Annotated in this window: 16 protein-coding genes; 6 read left to right on the top strand and 10 right to left on the bottom strand. The window is 57.3% G+C overall.

Going from position 1 to position 15895, the window contains the following annotated elements; translation table 11 throughout:
• Positions 1 to 40: 40 nt before the first annotated feature.
• From HNQ59_RS11280 to HNQ59_RS11235, 10 genes are all read right to left on the bottom strand, one after another.
• Positions 41 to 1174, bottom strand: a complete 1134-nt coding sequence (locus HNQ59_RS11280) for an ABC transporter substrate-binding protein (RefSeq protein WP_184039172.1) — start codon at positions 1172 to 1174, stop codon at positions 41 to 43.
• A gap of 566 nt (positions 1175 to 1740) precedes the next feature.
• Positions 1741 to 2691: a tyrosine recombinase XerC gene (gene xerC, locus HNQ59_RS11275; protein WP_184039169.1), complete on the bottom strand. Its 951-nt coding sequence runs from the start codon at positions 2689 to 2691 to the stop codon at positions 1741 to 1743.
• Positions 2675 to 3370, bottom strand: coding sequence for a DUF484 family protein (locus HNQ59_RS11270; protein WP_246490962.1), 696 nt, complete (start codon positions 3368 to 3370; stop codon positions 2675 to 2677). Before HNQ59_RS11270 ends, xerC begins: the two co-directional genes overlap by 17 nt.
• Complete coding sequence (gene dapF, locus HNQ59_RS11265) at positions 3367 to 4203, bottom strand: diaminopimelate epimerase (RefSeq protein WP_184039166.1); 837 nt, start codon at positions 4201 to 4203, stop codon at positions 3367 to 3369. The genes HNQ59_RS11270 and dapF overlap by 4 nt, the downstream gene beginning before the upstream one ends.
• A 7-nt stretch (positions 4204 to 4210) precedes the next feature.
• Complete coding sequence (locus HNQ59_RS11260) at positions 4211 to 4513, bottom strand: Dabb family protein (RefSeq protein ID WP_184039163.1); 303 nt, start codon at positions 4511 to 4513, stop codon at positions 4211 to 4213.
• Between the two features lie 6 nt (positions 4514 to 4519).
• Positions 4520 to 4942, bottom strand: a complete 423-nt coding sequence (locus tag HNQ59_RS11255) for a CoA-binding protein (RefSeq protein ID WP_184039160.1) — start codon at positions 4940 to 4942, stop codon at positions 4520 to 4522.
• Positions 4943 to 4948: 6 nt separating this feature from the next.
• Positions 4949 to 5815, bottom strand: a complete 867-nt coding sequence (locus tag HNQ59_RS11250) for an LpxL/LpxP family acyltransferase (protein WP_184039157.1) — start codon at positions 5813 to 5815, stop codon at positions 4949 to 4951.
• Entirely contained in the window at positions 5812 to 6363 is a 552-nt protein-coding gene (locus HNQ59_RS11245; protein ID WP_184039154.1) for a M15 family metallopeptidase, read from the bottom strand. The genes HNQ59_RS11250 and HNQ59_RS11245 overlap by 4 nt, the downstream gene beginning before the upstream one ends.
• Complete coding sequence (locus HNQ59_RS11240) at positions 6360 to 7223, bottom strand: lysophospholipid acyltransferase family protein (protein WP_343074247.1); 864 nt, start codon at positions 7221 to 7223, stop codon at positions 6360 to 6362. The genes HNQ59_RS11245 and HNQ59_RS11240 overlap by 4 nt, the downstream gene beginning before the upstream one ends.
• The gene (locus HNQ59_RS11235) at positions 7223 to 8077 is read right to left on the bottom strand and encodes a lysophospholipid acyltransferase family protein (RefSeq protein ID WP_184039151.1); all 855 of its coding nucleotides are present in this window, start codon (positions 8075 to 8077) and stop codon (positions 7223 to 7225) included. The genes HNQ59_RS11240 and HNQ59_RS11235 overlap by 1 nt, the downstream gene beginning before the upstream one ends.
• A gap of 69 nt (positions 8078 to 8146) precedes the next feature.
• Between HNQ59_RS11235 and metK the strand changes: the two genes are divergently transcribed.
• The 6 genes from metK (at position 8147) to HNQ59_RS11205 (ending at position 15716) form a co-directional block, all read left to right on the top strand.
• The gene (metK, locus tag HNQ59_RS11230; RefSeq protein WP_184039148.1) at positions 8147 to 9316 is read left to right on the top strand and encodes a methionine adenosyltransferase; all 1170 of its coding nucleotides are present in this window, start codon (positions 8147 to 8149) and stop codon (positions 9314 to 9316) included.
• A 126-nt stretch (positions 9317 to 9442) separates the two neighbouring features.
• Positions 9443 to 10084 carry a DUF47 domain-containing protein gene (locus HNQ59_RS11225; protein ID WP_184039145.1) on the top strand — a complete coding sequence of 214 codons (642 nt, stop codon included), beginning with the start codon at positions 9443 to 9445 and terminating at the stop codon, positions 10082 to 10084.
• Between the two features lie 8 nt (positions 10085 to 10092).
• Complete coding sequence (locus HNQ59_RS11220) at positions 10093 to 11100, top strand: inorganic phosphate transporter (RefSeq protein ID WP_184039142.1); 1008 nt, start codon at positions 10093 to 10095, stop codon at positions 11098 to 11100.
• Between the two features lie 285 nt (positions 11101 to 11385).
• Positions 11386 to 12312 (top strand): alpha/beta hydrolase, encoded by a 927-nt coding sequence (locus HNQ59_RS11215; protein WP_184039139.1) that lies wholly within the window; start codon positions 11386 to 11388, stop codon positions 12310 to 12312.
• Between the two features lie 215 nt (positions 12313 to 12527).
• Positions 12528 to 13757 (top strand): nucleoside recognition domain-containing protein, encoded by a 1230-nt coding sequence (locus tag HNQ59_RS11210; protein ID WP_184039136.1) that lies wholly within the window; start codon positions 12528 to 12530, stop codon positions 13755 to 13757.
• A gap of 75 nt (positions 13758 to 13832) precedes the next feature.
• A complete protein-coding gene (locus tag HNQ59_RS11205) occupies positions 13833 to 15716 on the top strand; it encodes a sensor domain-containing diguanylate cyclase (protein WP_184039133.1) in 1884 nt (627 codons plus the stop codon).
• Positions 15717 to 15895: the final 179 nt, after the last annotated feature.

The following is a 15895-nucleotide window of genomic DNA, read 5'->3' as shown; positions in this document are numbered from 1 at the left end:
GGTGCCTTCTTCAACATCTCAATATGCATGGCATCGCCACTCAATTACGGAAGGTGCCGTCTCGCTGCATCACGGTGAGATCGACAAATCTGGAAGGGCTATGACTGGTGGCCGAAAAGGCTACCTTGAATTCACCCGCATGCACCGGCTCGCCCTGCTCCAGCGCTGCGATCAGGCGCTCACGCGTCAGTGATTCGCCCGCCCTTTTCAACCCTTCCACCATGCTTTTGGCGGCGATGAAGCCCTCCATGCTGGTAAACGAGATCATCGACTTGGGTTGATATTTGGCCATTGACTTCCGGTACTCGCGCACCACGGCTTGGCTTTGATCAAAGGGCGACGGCACCACCTGGCTGACCACTACGCCAGCAGCCTGCTCGCCCAATTCTTCAGCCAAAGGTCGGCTGCCGACAAAAGATACATTGTAGAACTGTGAAGCAACCCCTGCCTGTTGCGCTCGCTTGATGAAGGCCGCCGATGATTTATAGGTGCTTACCATCACGACGGCATCTGGCTTGGCCTCCGCCAGCTTTTTCACCGCGCTCTCAACCTCGGTGCTATTGCGCTCCACCGTGGCGGTGGTGGTGATCGTCATACCGCGCTTTTGCATGGCTTGCTCAACCCCAGCCAAACCTGCCTTGCCATAGGCATCATTCTGATAGAACACCGCGATACGGCTCAGGTGCAGGTTGGTTGCATGGCGGATGATCTTCTCCGCTTCATCCGCGTAGCTGGCTCGCACATTGAATATGTAGCGGTTGTGCGGCGTGCGCAGCGAATCAGCGCCGGTGAATGGCGCATAGAACGGCACCTTGGCAGCGGTGAAGAGCGGCATGGCGGCGTTACTGGTCGGCGTGCCCACATAGCCGAACAGGGCGAATACCTTATGCTTTTCAATCAGTACCTTGGTGTTTTCCATCGCACGATCAGGCTCATAGCCATCATCCAACGACACCAGCTGGATCTTGCGGCCATTGACCCCTCCTTGCTCATTGATCTGTGCGAAATAGGCCAAGGCCCCATCTCGCATTTCTTCACCCAGAAATCTGGCGGGACCACTCAGCGCGGCAGATTGGCCAAGCACAATCGCGTCATTCGTAACCCCCACCTCGGCATGCGCCACTGCTGCAAGCCAACCGATAGACAATGCCGTAACCAACTGACGAATAAACATTTTTCCACCTCCGAACACTTATGAAACCAACATGTAAGTTGTGGTAGCCAGTCTAATCATTCGCCCATTGATCACAACGGCTGGCCGGAATGGAACCGTCTGAAATCCATTAATCGACCGACAAACGGCAAGCTGTTTGGCAGAGCCGTTATATATTGATTTGTATAACTATTCTTTTCATTCACGATTTCTGATCATTCACCACATTCCTGACATGGCACAAGGATCAGCAGGGCCATTCATGGCTGCTGGATCAGCATCCGGGTGCACGCAGAGTCCTTTCAGGTCAGGGGATAGTCATACCTTTTTAAATCCGATATCCGTTACTTTTTCAGTGGAACTGATTGAGACAGCAGAAAGGAGCATCCCCGATTTAAAGTAATCGCTTTAATATATGCAAAAACATCTGCACAACACATATGGCAAGACAATCCAACCGCCACGGGTGATCAGGCCGCCGCCCCCGCCCGGTGCAAGTAGAGAGACCGTCTGAAAGCAGCTGAGCGGGCGCCGCATTGCCAATATGAAGACAACCCAACGCGCTGATGAAATCGCATCAGCTGGGTTTAATCTTCTGATTGGCGCTTGGCCCGTGGGTGTGCAGCATCGTAGATCTTCTGCAGATGCTGATAATCGAGGTGGGTGTATATCTGGGTAGTAGCAATGCTGGCATGCCCCAGCATCTCCTGCACGGCACGCAGGTCTTGTGATGATTGCAATAGATGGGTTGCCATGGAATGCCGCAATGCATGGGGGTGGACGCGATCACTCAACCCTTGTTTGATTCCCCATTCCACCAAGCGCTTCTGGACAGCTCTCGGGGTCAATGCCCGCCCAGTCTGGCCCACGAACAAGGCCTGCTCGTCGGGGGCTGCCAGCCCGATACGGTGCGGCAACCATTGCTCAATTGCTGCCTGGGCCAGCTTGCCGACTGGCACGACGCGCTCTTTACGTCCCTTCCCCAACACCTTGACCTCACCACTATCCTTCAATGCGGTCACAGGCAGATTGACCAGCTCAGACAAGCGTAACCCTGACGAGTAAAACAGCTCATATATGGCCTTGTCGCGGATGGCCAGCACATCTTCAGGGGCAATCGACACCAGCTTGGCGGCTTCGTCCGGCGAAAGCACATGTGGCAGGCGCTTCTTGGGCTTGGGGGGACGCAGACCGATCACCGGATTGACCTCCGTACCATACCGTTTGGCCAGAAAGTCATAAAACCCGCGCCAGGCAGATAGCACCCTGGCCAATGATCGGCCAGACAAGCCATCATGATGCAGCTTACCGACAAAGCGCCTGAACTGTTGTGCGGTCAGCGCCAGCAGCGCCTCTTCTCCCGCCAGCGCCAGCAGGCGGGACATATCATGCTGGTATGCCACGACAGTATGTTCACTCATCGCCCGCTCATCACGCACCCAGGTAAGGTAGGCCTCGACTTGCGCTACCGAGCCCTCTGGCAAAGGGCGAAACCTGACGGTCTGAACCGGTGCCGGAGCCTCAGTCGGTGGTTGCATGGAGCTGCGCCCGTGTCAGTGCCGCTGTCAGCAACTCGCCAATGCGCTTGAGGTAGAGTGTGCCCATTTCCGGGTAGAAACGTTGTGGGTCTTCGCTGGCCAGCACCAGCAGCCCCGTGGTATGTCCACCATGCAAGCGGACCTGCGCAAAGCTGCGCAGACGGGACGCCGCCTCGCCAAACCAAGTCAGGGCTTCGTCAGAGACATGCGGCCCGCAATAGGGTTCGGCCAGATTGTCCGCCAAGGCTTTCAGGGTATCGGACACCTCTCCGAGCGCCGGATCAGGCCCCTCGCCCGGCGCGAAGCCCCAATAGCGGATAGCGACATGCGGTACAGCGAAGTCTTCGAGCAGATGGTAGGTGAATCGATGCAGGGCATCGGCGCAACCACTGGTGGAAAGAAGGCTCAGCGCCAGACGATGCACTTTCTCGCTGATCGCGTCGTTTTCTTCAGCAAACTGCAAGAACTCCCCCAATTTGGATTCCAGCGTCCGCGCCTTTTCCCGCAGGGTCAACATCTGCCGCTCAGTGATGGAGATGGCGTGCCCGCCGTGAGGGTGGGGAATGAAGATGTCCGCCAACACGTCTGCATAGATCTCGAAAAACGCCGGGTGGGACTTCAAGTATTCCACGACGGAATTGGCTTCCATGGTCTGCTCTACCATTTTATCGACGCTCATAGTGTGATTTCACCCTCATACACCGTGACAGCAGGCCCAGTCATCCAGACCGGTTGCCCCTCGCCTTCCCAGCGGATCGTCAGATCGCCGCCCCGAGTGTGAACCAGGACGGACGCACCCAGCAAGCCCCGACGAATCCCCGCCACCACCGCCGCACAGGCCCCCGTGCCGCAGGCCAGTGTTTCTCCTGCTGCCCGCTCGAACACGCGTAGACGGATCTGGTCACGCGCCACAATCTGCATGAACCCTGCATTGACTTTGCGCGGGAAGCGCGGATGCTGCTCGATCTGCGGCCCCAGATCGGCAACCGGGAAAGCGTCCACATCCGCCACCACCTGCACCGCATGGGGGTTGCCCATCGATACGACAGTGATGTCATAACGCTCGCCCGCCACCTCCAGCGAATGGATGACAGCCTCGCGCTCTGCCACAAAGGGAATGTCATCAGGCTCGAACCGTGGCACACCCATGTTGACGGTCACGGCGCCATCCGGCTCAAGCCGTGGCACAATGACCCCTTTCGCCGTCACGACGCGGATCTCGGTCTTATCAGTCAAGCCCTGGTCATGGACGAACCGGGCAAAACACCGTGCGCCATTACCACATTGTTCTACCTCAGAGCCGTCACAATTGAAGATCCGATAGCGGAAATCGGCATCTGGCTGCGGCGATGGCTCGACCAGCAGCAGCTGATCAAACCCAATGCCAAAACGGCGATCTCCCCATCTGCCAATCTGTTCGCCTGAGAACTTGAACGGCTGGCGCACACCATCGACCACCATGAAATCATTGCCCAAGCCGTGCATTTTGGTGAATCGCAATGTTGCGGTCATCTGCTCCTCACACTTCATAATCGACCATCATTCTTACCTCGCGAACCGCACCGATGAAATCCTTCATCGCGACATGGGCAGGATGGTGTTGATAGGCATCCAGCGCGGCCCGGCTCTCAAAATCCGTCACCAGCACCAGATCTGCCGATTGGGCGGTGCCGGAAAAATCCACGCCCACTTCCAGGTGCAGCATACCGGGAATCCGACCACGTAAGCTTTCCAGCAGTGCCTTCACCTGCTTGGCATTGCTCGCCCGGTCTGCACCTTCTGCCTGATCCTTCAAGCGCCACATCACAATATGTCGAATCATCTTGCTTCAGCTTCTCCCGATCAAACGTAGGTAATCCACATAGATACAACGACCCATCACGACCAACATGCCCGCCTGTTGCGCCCGCTTGGCGGCGGGCTCGTTGATGATACCTTGCTGAATCCAGATTGCAGGGATGCGCATGGCGATGCAGTCATCGACAATTGCATCCACCTCAGCTGCCTGGCGGAACACATTGACCAGATCGATGCGCCCAGGAACAGCCTGGAGACTGGGGTAGGCAGCCTGGCCCAATACCGACGCGACCGCTGGGCGCACCGGTACGATGTCATACCCGAACGCGAGCATATGTGACGACACCTCGTGACTGGGCCGTGCCGGATTGGGTGACAGCCCCACCACGGCGATTCGCTGACTATTCAGCAAGCAGGATTTCAATACTGCATCATCTGGATTGGTAAACATCATACAGACTCAGTAAAAAGAGGCTTCGCCGTCTGGCCGGGTTTTGAACCGTTTATGCGTCCAGAAATACTGTGCTGGCATCTCCCGAACCCGTGCCTCGATGAATTCGTTCATTCGTTGTGTGTCGCGCGTGACATCCTCACTCGGAAAGCCCGCCAGCGGCGGGTAGAACCGGGTGACATAGCCCTCTCCACCAGGGCATTGCCGCGTCACCACAGGGATGACCACCGCGCCAGTCAGCCGTGCGATACGTGACAACCCGGTAATGGTGGCCGCTGGCGTACCAAAAAAGGGGACGAATACGGCATCGTCCCGCCCGAAATCCTGATCCGGCAGGTAATACAGAGGCAGTTTGTCACGTTTGACCGCCCTGACCAAGCCACGGATACCATCCTGCCTCGACAATAGTACAGCGTTACCGAAACGCTTACGGGCCTTCAACAATAGGTCCGTGACCGCCGGATTTTTCTGCTGGGCATACATCGAACAGACTTTTGCATCCATCGCCACCCGGATGCCACCATGGTCCAAGCCCATGAAATGGGGCGCGAACAGGATGACCGGTTGCCCCTGATGACGCTCCAGCTCCTCCCAACCTTCCACCCGCATCAGCCGCCGCAGTCGCGATTCCGGTGCCCACCACAGCAAAGCATGCTCCAATGCACCCCGCATGAAGCTCTGCAGATGCTGCTTGATCAGGCGCTCCCGCTCTGCCTCAGACCAGTCAGGAAAACACAGCTGCAGATTGACACGCGCCACCCTGACCCGGCTCCTGGCCAGGAGATAGGCCAAGCTCCCCAACCCATTCCCAACCTTGGCTTGTACGGCTAACGGCAACCACTGGAACAGCCACAACAGACCTAACGCCAACCTCATGAATGCGGTTCCTGCGCAGGTTGCCACGCCCAATGCCACGGCTCATACAAAATACCGTGTGGGTTCTCACGCGGGAAGCTCATCACGAATCCAAATCGGGCTGCATGCTGCTGCAACCACGCAAAGGCCGGCGTCAGCTCGAAGCTTTCCTCCAACACATCCGCCCCTGGCGTGGCCAGATCCAATGCCCGCCCCGTGTGGTGTTCACTGTAGCCCGGCGCGGCGCTGGCCGCCAGGATGGCCTCCATCGACAGCCCCTTGGCCAGCTTACGGACAATGAGACCCTGTTGATAAGCCACACTGCGAAAACCGGACACCAGCTCCAAGCACACGCCCGCCTCATCGGCTGCGGACTGCATCTGTCGCCAGGCGGCAGCCGTCTGTTCATCCAGGAAGGCGTCCCGGTCAAATTTATCCAGCCCGACCGGCGTCAGCCGGGTGGCCTCGAACTGCACGGGCAATCGAAAACGTGCGGCATAATCCGCAGGGATACCCAATTGTTGGTGAATACCTTGCAAATAGGCCAGATAATGTGCTTGATCATTCATTTGTATAAATTCTTTTCCCCCGCCGGGCGGGTGCCGAATCGTTTGTGTACCCAATAGTATTGATCAGGCATCTCCAACACACGCTCCTCCAGCCACCGATTGATGACCAGGGTATCCGCCACCGGATCATCGCTTGGGAAATGTGACCATGGCGGGTAAAACACCACTTCATACCCCTTCCAGACCGATAACTGGCGGGTCACCACTGGCACCACCTTGGCATGCGCCATCGAAGCAAGGCGGCTGGGCATGGTCAATGTTGACGCAGGCACCCCGAAAAAAGGCACGAAAACAGCATCCTTGGTGTTGAAATCCATGTCTGGCAGGTAGAAGAAGGGCACCCCCTGTTTCAGCCGTTTCACGATGGATCGCAGACCATCCTGCCTCGCAAACAGCATGGGCGCACCAAAGCGATGTCGGGCCTGGAAGAGAAAGTCTTCCACTACCGGGTTTTTATTGCGGCTATATAAGGTCATGGACTCTGCCAGCCGCTCACCAATGGCCGCCGAGCCGTTGTTCAGGCCCACGAAGTGGGGGTTGAGCATGATGACTGGCTGCCCCAGACAGCCTTCCAGGTGCTCCCAGCCAACCAGCTTGACCATCTTCAACATGCGCTGTTTGGGCTGCCAAACATGCAAGCCCAGCTCCAACGCGGCACGGGTCAGGCGCATGAAGTGCTTGCGACCCACCCGGCTGCGCTGAGCGGGCGTCCAGCCCGGAAAGCACAGCTCAAGGTTGCGCATGGTGGTACGCCGCCCCACCCAGAACAACAACCAGCCCAGACCATATCCCAGCAAACCGATCAACGGTGTCGGCAGGTAGCTGACTGCCCGCCACAACACCATCCAGAAACGTATCACTACTTCACTCCATCAGGCGCAGCCACACCAGCCGGCACCTTGTAACGGTTATAACTCCACAAATACTGGCTGGGGCACTGTTGAATCAACTGCTCCACCGCGTGATTCAGGCGTGCCGCATCCTGCTCGGCCTCACCGGAAAACGCTTCAGCCATCGGCACGATGTGGACATGGAAACCCCGGCCAAATGAAAGACGCTCTCCATAGAACATCAACACCTTGGCATCAGTGGACAGAGCAAGCCTGGCCAACAATGTCATCGTGTAGGCAGGCCGCCCGAAAAAAGGCGCCCACACACCCCCACCCTCTGCCGGGGCCTGATCAGGCAAGATGATCAGGGGCTCGCCCTGCCGGAGCGTTTTGAACAATTGACGTACCCCAGCTGCGGTCGCTGGCGCAGTACGACCATTCCCCCTTACCCGCCCGGCATTCATCAACGGCTCCAGCCATTGTAGCTTGGGGGGGCGATACATGGCCGTCAATGGCACGGGCAATCGCGAGCTCAGATAACGCCCAGCAATATCAAACCCGCCCAGGTGCGGGGTGACGAACACAATACCCTGCCCCGCCTGCAAGGCGTGCTCGACGTGCTCCCAGCCAGTACAGCCTTTGACCAGACGGGACACACCAGCGGGCGGGCGCCCCCAGGCGATCAGCAATTCAAATGCCCCCTTACCGGTTTCAGCTGCGACCTTCCAAGGTGACACCGACATGCCACCACGCGCCAGATTGGTGCGTAGGGTATTGGCAAAACGTTTTGAAAACAAATAGATCAACCGCCCGACCAAACCACCGATCAAATGGTAGAAAGCCAGTGGCAGACTTGCGGCTGTACGCATAAGACTGTTGAGCATTGCGGCTTGTGATACACTCGAAAACAACCATTTTACCCGCAACCTCATACAGCGAGCGATACGACGATTATGAGTGACACTTTCCTGTTTACGTCCGAGTCCGTTTCAGAAGGCCATCCGGACAAGGTAGCCGACCAGATTTCCGATGCCATTCTGGATGCCATCCTGGCGGAAGACAAATATGCACGTGTTGCGGCTGAAACCCTTGTCAACACCGGCTTGGTCGTACTGGCTGGCGAAATCACCACGACCGCGAACGTAGACTACATCCAGATCGCACGCGATACGGTCAAACGGATCGGCTATGATCATTCCGATATCGGTTTCGACTACAAAACATGTGCTGTCTTGGTCGCATACGACAAGCAATCACCTGACATCGCTCAAGGCGTTGACGAAGGCCGGGGACTGGACCTCGACCAAGGCGCTGGCGACCAAGGCTTGATGTTCGGCTATGCCTGCGACGAAACCCCACAGCTGATGCCCGCACCGATCTATTATTCACATCGCCTGATGCAACGCCAGGCGGAGCTCCGCAAAGATGGTCGTCTCCCTTGGCTGCGCCCGGATGCGAAATCCCAAGTCACCATCCGTTATGATCAGGCCAGTGGCAAGGTCATGGAAGTTGACACCGTGGTCATTTCCACCCAGCACCACCCGGATGTCTCCCACGCGCAGCTGACCGAGGCCGTGATCGAAGAGATCATCAAGCCTGTCGTTCCCGCAGAATGGCTCAAGAATACCCGTTACCTGATCAACCCCACCGGTCGATTTGTGATCGGCGGCCCGATGGGCGATTGCGGTTTGACTGGCCGCAAGATCATCGTCGATACCTACGGTGGGGCTGCGCCACACGGCGGTGGTGCATTCTCGGGTAAAGACCCCTCCAAGGTTGACCGCTCTGCTGCCTATGCGGGCCGTTACGTAGCCAAGAACATCGTAGCCGCAGGCATCGCCAAGCAGTGTCTGGTGCAGGTGAGCTACGCGATCGGCGTCTCCAAGCCTGTTTCCATCATGGTGGACACCTGGGGCACCTCCAAGTTCAGCAACGAGCAGATCGTCGAATTGATCAAGGCACATTTTGACCTGCGCCCGAAAGGCATCGTACAGATGCTTGATCTGCTGCGCCCAGTGTATACACGCACTGCCGCATATGGCCATTTCGGTCGGGAAGAGCCTGATTTCTCCTGGGAACGCACCGACAAAGCAGAGGCACTGCGCGCTGCTGCTGGTCTGTAACCCAATACAGTCAAGGCATTATGACGGGGCGATCATCGCCCCGTTTTTCATTTTTACGCTTTAGACTTATCTCTCAGCCCGTGACGCGTTAAAATACAATATTTTTCGCAACGATCAGGGAAGCCCATGTTCGCTCGCTTCATGCCCCAAGAAGGCAAATTCTTCGAATTCTTTAACGCCCACGCAGACCAAATCGCCCTCTCCGCACAGAAACTGGTTGCGCTGATGGACCTACTGGGTGGCGATGCGCGCGCACTTGAAGAACACGTACAAACGATCGAATCAGCCGAATTCAAAGCTGACACCCTAACGCACGATACCGTGATTCTGCTGAACAAGAGCTTTATCACCCCACTCGACCGCGACGAGATCCACCAGCTGATCAGCTCCATGGACGATATCATCGATGTCATCCACAGTATCGCCCAGACGCTGACCATGTATGACGTCCGCCGGGCGACACCAGAGATGAAACAGCTGGCCGAAATCAGTTTGTCAGCCATCGAGCGCGTGCGCTCCGCTGTCAAGCTCATCAATGAGCCGAGCGAACACGCACAGGACATCCTGAAGACCTGCAAGGACATCGATAAGCTGGAAAGCGACGCGGATCGCATCATGCGTGGTGCGGTTTCCCGTCTGTTCCGCGAGGAGCAGGATGTCCGTGAGCTGATCAAGCTGAAAGCGGTATACGAGCTTCTGGAATCCATTACTGACCGCTGCATGTCCGTTGCCAATACGCTCGAAGCCATCGTGCTCGAAAACGCCTGAGGTAACCCATGACTGGTATGGAAATCAGCCTCAATGTAGTCGTCATGCTGGTGATACTGGCGCTGGCATTCGACTTCATGAACGGCTTCCACGATGCGGCGAACTCAATCGCCACCATCGTCTCGACCGGGGTACTGAAACCCCAACACGCGGTGCTCTGGGCGGCAGCATTCAATTTCATCGCCTTGTTCATTTTCCACCTCAAGGTAGCCACCACGATCGGCAAAGGCACGATCGACCCTGGCATTGTCGATCAGTACGTGATATTCGGCGCATTGGTCGGGGCCATTGCGTGGAACATCATCACCTGGTACTTCGGCATCCCATCGTCGTCGTCCCATGCGCTGATCGGGGGCTTGGTCGGTGCGGCTTTGGCCAAGTCCGGACCGGACTCCTTGATCTGGGCCGGCATCGGTAAAACCGTGGCGTTCATCTTCATCTCGCCGGTGCTGGGCTTCTTCCTGGGGGCGATTTTGATGATCATTGTCTCGTGGATCTGCTTCAGATCCACGCCGCTGGCTGTCGATAACTGGTTCCGCCGTCTGCAGCTGGTATCGGCAGGCCTGTACAGCCTCGGTCATGGCGGAAACGACGCGCAGAAGACCATTGGCATCATCTGGCTGTTGCTGATCGCTGCAGGGTATTCGACACCGCAGGATGAGGTGCCGCTGTGGGTGATCTTCGCTTGTTATTTCACCATCGCTCTGGGCACCATGCTTGGCGGCTGGCGTATCGTAAAGACCATGGGCCAGCGTATCACCAAGCTCAAGCCTGTGGGTGGTTTCTGTGCTGAAACTGGTGGCGCAATCATGTTGTTCTTCGCATCCGCGCTTGGGGTTCCGGTTTCCACCACCCACACCATCACCGGCTCCATCGTTGGTGTCGGGGCCGCTCGCAAGTTCTCCTCAGTCAGGTGGGGCGTGGCAGGGGGCATCGTCTGGGCCTGGATCTTGACCATTCCCGCCAGTGCGGCCATCTCGGCGTTCTTCTACTGGATTGGTGAACATCTGTTCTGATTCATGTCAGCACCGCTAAAAAGCCACTCAGACATGGGTGGCTTTTTTCATGGGCGGTCGCAGTCTTGATGCGGTTCCCGTCAGCTTCGCCGCACTTGGCAATTCATTCAGCTTCCGGGTGATATTCACCAACATGGCTTGCCACATCGCCGATTTCACCGCAACATAACGTTGTTAAACAAGACGCCGACCGGCATGGCCGAGATTGGCGGACACAGATGGGATGGAGCGGTTGTGCGGGAAATGACACAAATACTGGCTGCACCAGACGGCCACAGCATATTCATGATCAGTTGGCTGCCAGACGACGCCCCATTGGTTGGAATATTGCAGATTTCACATGGCATGGCAGAACATTGCCTACGCTACAAGGCACTGGCCAGTCATCTGAGTCGGCATGGCATCGGCGTCTGCACCCATGATCACCGTGGCCATGGTCGCAGTGTGCAGGGTGACGAAGCCTTTGGCCATTATGCGGATCGAGATGGCTGGGCCAAGGTGGTGGCGGATCTCCATCAAGTCAATCAACACATCCATCAGGCCCATCCCGGCGTCCCGATCATGATGCTTGGTCACAGCATGGGCTCTTTCATTCAACGAGCCTACCTGCTCCAGCACGGCAATACGCTGCAAGGTGCCATCATCTCCTCGACAGGCATCCACTATGGCATCGTCGCCAAACTCGCGGGTGCCGTCGCCAAGTGGGATGCTCGGCGCATAGGTTTGCGCACCCCAAGCAAACTGATGGCCAAATTGAGCTTTGGCGCCTTCAATCTACAGTTCATGCCAAGCCGGACGGCATTCGACTGGCTATCACGCGACCCAGCGCAGGTCGATGCCTATCTCGCAGACCCCTTTTGTGGGTTTGACTGCTCCGGCGGGCTCTGGGGAGATTTGTTCGAGGCGATCACCCTCATGGAGCACGCAGAAGCAACAGGACTGGGCATCCCCACACAACTCCCGGTGTTATTCATTGCCGGCGGACGAGACCCGGTCAGCATGGGAGGCCGTGGCTGCAAGGCCTTGCGGAAACGCTATGTCAAAGCCGGCATGCAGGATGTGGATTGCAGGATCTACCCCGGTGGGCGTCACGAAATCTTGAATGAGATCAATCGGGAGACTGTTTACGCCGATATCACGACCTGGATGCTGGCGCATCTCGCATCTAAGCAGAACAGCGCGCCCAGCACAGCAAAATTGGTCAACGCTTGAACGGTGGCTTCATTCTGAAGCGTGGGTGGGCAGGTTCCTCGGCATCAAAGCGGAACCTGCGTCGAACCCTTTGAGTGAGCGGCTGTCCGATCACAGCCTGGGCGCTGCTGACATGGTTTTACCCACTGCGGAGCAGTTATACACCAGCACCATCGGGCAAGCCTGCTTGCCACCTTCCGCTCAACCCATGTACCTGAACTGATCACCACCACACTATGTTGAATATCCTCTGGGCCAGCTTCATCGTGCTGGCATTCATGGCCGCCTGCGTGCAGGCATTCCTACTCGGCCACACTGATATATTCGGCCAATTGACCAAGGCCATGTTCGATTCCGCCAAGAACGGATTCGAGATTGCACTGGGCCTGACCGGGGTCATGACGCTATGGCTCGGCTTATTGAAGATTGGGGAACAAGCAGGCTTCATCGAGAAACTGGCCCGCGGTCTGGCACCGTTGTTCCGGCGGCTACTGCCCGAAGTACCGGCTGGTCACCCCGCACTGGGCAGTATCACCATGAATATGGCCGCCAACATGCTAGGCCTCGACAATGCAGCCACCCCGCTCGGGCTCAAGGCCATGCAGGAATTACAGACTCTGAACCCCAGCCAAGACACGGCCAGCAATGCGCAGATCATGTTTCTGGTGATCAATACTGCATCAGTGACCCTGTTCCCGGTGACCATCATGGCCTATCGTGCCCAGATGGGCGCAGCCAATCCGGCTGATGTCTTTGTTCCGCTGCTGATCGCCTCGTTCTGTGGCACCCTGGCCGGCATCATCGTCACCGGTTTGATCCAGCGCATTCGCCTATTCGACCCGGTATTGCTGCTATGGCTGGGCGGTTGGAGCGCCCTGCTTGCCACGCTTGCAACTTGGTTGTTACGTCTGTCGGCTGCCGACATGCAGCAACAAACATTACTGTTGAGCAATGCTGCGCTGATGGCGATCGTGGTGGCCTTTGTCGGTGGGGCCTGGCTCAAGGGGGTCAATGTCTACGAGACATTTGTCGAGGGCGCCAAGGACGGCTTTGCAACCGCTGTCCGGATCATTCCCTATCTGGTCGCCATGTTGTTCGCCATTGCGCTGTTTCGAGCAAGTGGCGCACTGGATCTGTTGATCAATGGCATTCGCCATATGGTTGCAATGTCCGGTCTCGATACTCGCTGGGTCGATGCCTTGCCGACAGGGCTCATGAAAACCTTGTCTGGCAGCGGCGCAAGGGCCATGATGCTGGATACGCTCAAAGTACAGGGTGCCGATTCATTTGCCGGGCGGCTGGTGTCGATTCTACAGGGCTCCAGCGAGACGACATTTTATGTCTTGGCCGTCTACTTCGGCTCGGTAGGCATCCGGCGTGCCCGTCATGCACTGGCATGCGGGCTGATTGCCGACTTGGCGAGCTTTGTGGCTGCGGTCGGCGTGGCCTATGCTTTTTTTGGGTAGCATCGATCCTGATACAGCCAAATTCTGATGACATGAATGCATGGCCCGAAACGGGCAGCGAGGAATATGCCTTTTATGAGTCGTCGCACAGGAAACACGGCAGCAAGGCTTAAACAACAACGGTGGCTGGTCGTCGCCATTGCGGTGACATTGGTGCTGGCGATTGTCAGCTGGTTGAGTTTCCTGATCCACGATGCCCGCGTCAAAGCGCTGGATGCCGCCAATATCCAGGTCGAAAACCTATCGACCATCTTGAAATTGCGGGTCAGTGGCCTGCTGCGCGAGGCCGATTTGGTCTTGCTGGATATCGCGGATGAAACCCATGACCTCAGCCCCGACCTCGTCCCGGCACACCAACAGAACCTGCGGACCAAGCTGGCCAGCCTCCCTCAAGCCGGTGAGCTGGCCATCTTCAACAGCCAAGGCGAGTTGGTGACTGCATTGCATTCGAATGCGTCACGATGGGCTGGGCTGGATGTGTCCAGTTGGCTTTCTGAGCTGCGGGGCACCAGACATGCAACCAGCCGCACGGACACCCGCAATGTATTCAACACCCTGGGGCCGAGTGTCTTTCTGCTCCAGCAGCTGCATGATCGACAAGGCCACATGATCGGCGCAGTCTGTGTGGTTCTGCCGGTTTCGCGGCTGCTTGTTCTGCTTGAGTCGCTCGACATCGGCACGAAGGGTGTTGTGTCTTTGCATGACGAGCAGGGTACTTGGCTGGCGCGCACCCCTACATTCCCAGCACCTGGCGTGTCGCTACCACCGCATGGCGAGGTACGGCGTCTGGCCACCAGCCAATCTACCACCCAGCGCTTGTTGGTCAAGTCCTCCATCGACGGCGTGGAACGCCTTACCTCGTTTCGACGCGTGCCGAACAGCGCCCTGATTCTGGCGGTCGGCCTGTCAACCGATGAGATCCTGCAGACCTTGCAGAATTCACTGTGGATCTACGCCACTGCTTCCGTAGCAGTGATTTTGCTGGTCAGCGTCATGGTCGTGTTGTTCTGGCGGGCACAAAATCAAACCCTGGCACTCCTGCAACACCGCAAGCTGCTGGAGGCCAGCGAGGAGCGGTTCCGATTGACCGCAGAAGTCGCACCGGTCTCACTCGTCATCGCCGCCTACCCCTCGTTGCAGGTGGAGTTCATCAACCAACGCGCCGCCTTGCTGTTCAACATCGACACTGCAGCCGCCACAGGGCGACATGTGCAGGAATTCTTCGTCGCCCAGCACGATGCCGATACGCTCAGCCAGCTCCTGAACAATCAGGAACAGATCAACGAATTCGAGATGCAGCTCAAACGCAGGGATGGGAGCCTGTTCTGGGCGCTGGTATCGGTACGCGCTGGGCAGGCAGAGCTGGATCAGCGGCTTTACATCTGCTTGGTGGATATCACTGAGCGTAAGGAACTCGAAATCCAGTTGGAGCGGCAAGCCATCACCGACAGCTTGACCAGCCTGGTCAACCGACGCGGGTTTGTGGCTAAAGCCGTGATGGAGATTTCACGCTCTCGGCGTTTTCATCGCCCGATGTCCTTGATGCTGCTCGATATCGATCACTTCAAACAGGTCAATGACCGCTATGGGCACGCCGTAGGTGATCAAGCTTTGCAAGCCATGGCGCGGGCCTGCCAACAGGTGGTGCGTCAGTCTGATGTGATCGGCAGGCTGGGCGGGGAAGAGTTCGCCGTACTCCTGCCGGAAACAGATATCCTACTTGCAGAAGAAGTCGCAGAACGGATACGGCTGGAGGTCGCTGCGCTACGGATTCCTGTCTCGGGTGAAAACCCCTTATGGTTCACCGTCAGCATCGGGGTGACTCTGTTGCACCTGAATCATCAAACGATAGAAGATGTCATGGCTGAAGCAGACATTGCGCTTTATCAGGCCAAGTCCGCAGGCCGGAATCGGGTGGTGCGATATCGCCCGGCCAACACATCGGCCAGCCACAAGTAGACCATGCTGACGCTTCGCGTCGGACCGGGACTGGCTACCAGCCAGCCTGGATCAGCGCACCTGCCAAGCCACTGCCTGTGCACTCCCGCCCTGTCGTATTGGATCTCGCTGGCACAGGGCAAATCTGCCGAGGCGGCTTTTTCTTTATGGGTGCACTGGCTATAAACAATGGAGACCCG

Origin of the sequence: Chitinivorax tropicus (assembly GCF_014202905.1) — a bacterium.
GTDB lineage: Bacteria > Pseudomonadota > Gammaproteobacteria > Burkholderiales > SCOH01 > Chitinivorax > Chitinivorax tropicus.
The sequence above is the reverse complement of the archived record's forward strand: the minus strand, read 5'-3'. Positions and strand labels throughout refer to the sequence as shown.

Bases quoted from the DNA above. Each gene is read 5' to 3' on its own strand.
- HNQ59_RS11280 (WP_184039172.1), bottom strand. From the start codon at position 1,174: ATGTTTATTCGTCAGTTGGTTACGGCATTGTCTATCGGTTGGCTTGCA.
- xerC (WP_184039169.1), bottom strand. From the start codon at position 2,691: ATGCAACCACCGACTGAGGCTCCGGCACCGGTTCAGACCGTCAGGTTT.
- HNQ59_RS11270 (WP_246490962.1), bottom strand. From the start codon at position 3,370: ATGAGCGTCGATAAAATGGTAGAGCAGACCATGGAAGCCAATTCCGTC.
- dapF (WP_184039166.1), bottom strand. From the start codon at position 4,203: ATGACCGCAACATTGCGATTCACCAAAATGCACGGCTTGGGCAATGAT.
- HNQ59_RS11260 (WP_184039163.1), bottom strand. From the start codon at position 4,513: ATGATTCGACATATTGTGATGTGGCGCTTGAAGGATCAGGCAGAAGGT.
- HNQ59_RS11255 (WP_184039160.1), bottom strand. From the start codon at position 4,942: ATGATGTTTACCAATCCAGATGATGCAGTATTGAAATCCTGCTTGCTG.
- HNQ59_RS11250 (WP_184039157.1), bottom strand. From the start codon at position 5,815: ATGAGGTTGGCGTTAGGTCTGTTGTGGCTGTTCCAGTGGTTGCCGTTA.
- HNQ59_RS11245 (WP_184039154.1), bottom strand. From the start codon at position 6,363: ATGAATGATCAAGCACATTATCTGGCCTATTTGCAAGGTATTCACCAA.
- HNQ59_RS11235 (WP_184039151.1), bottom strand. From the start codon at position 8,077: ATGCTCAACAGTCTTATGCGTACAGCCGCAAGTCTGCCACTGGCTTTC.
- metK (WP_184039148.1), top strand. From the start codon at position 8,147: ATGAGTGACACTTTCCTGTTTACGTCCGAGTCCGTTTCAGAAGGCCAT.
- HNQ59_RS11225 (WP_184039145.1), top strand. From the start codon at position 9,443: ATGTTCGCTCGCTTCATGCCCCAAGAAGGCAAATTCTTCGAATTCTTT.
- HNQ59_RS11220 (WP_184039142.1), top strand. From the start codon at position 10,093: ATGACTGGTATGGAAATCAGCCTCAATGTAGTCGTCATGCTGGTGATA.
- HNQ59_RS11215 (WP_184039139.1), top strand. From the start codon at position 11,386: ATGATCAGTTGGCTGCCAGACGACGCCCCATTGGTTGGAATATTGCAG.
- HNQ59_RS11210 (WP_184039136.1), top strand. From the start codon at position 12,528: ATGTTGAATATCCTCTGGGCCAGCTTCATCGTGCTGGCATTCATGGCC.
- HNQ59_RS11205 (WP_184039133.1), top strand. From the start codon at position 13,833: ATGAGTCGTCGCACAGGAAACACGGCAGCAAGGCTTAAACAACAACGG.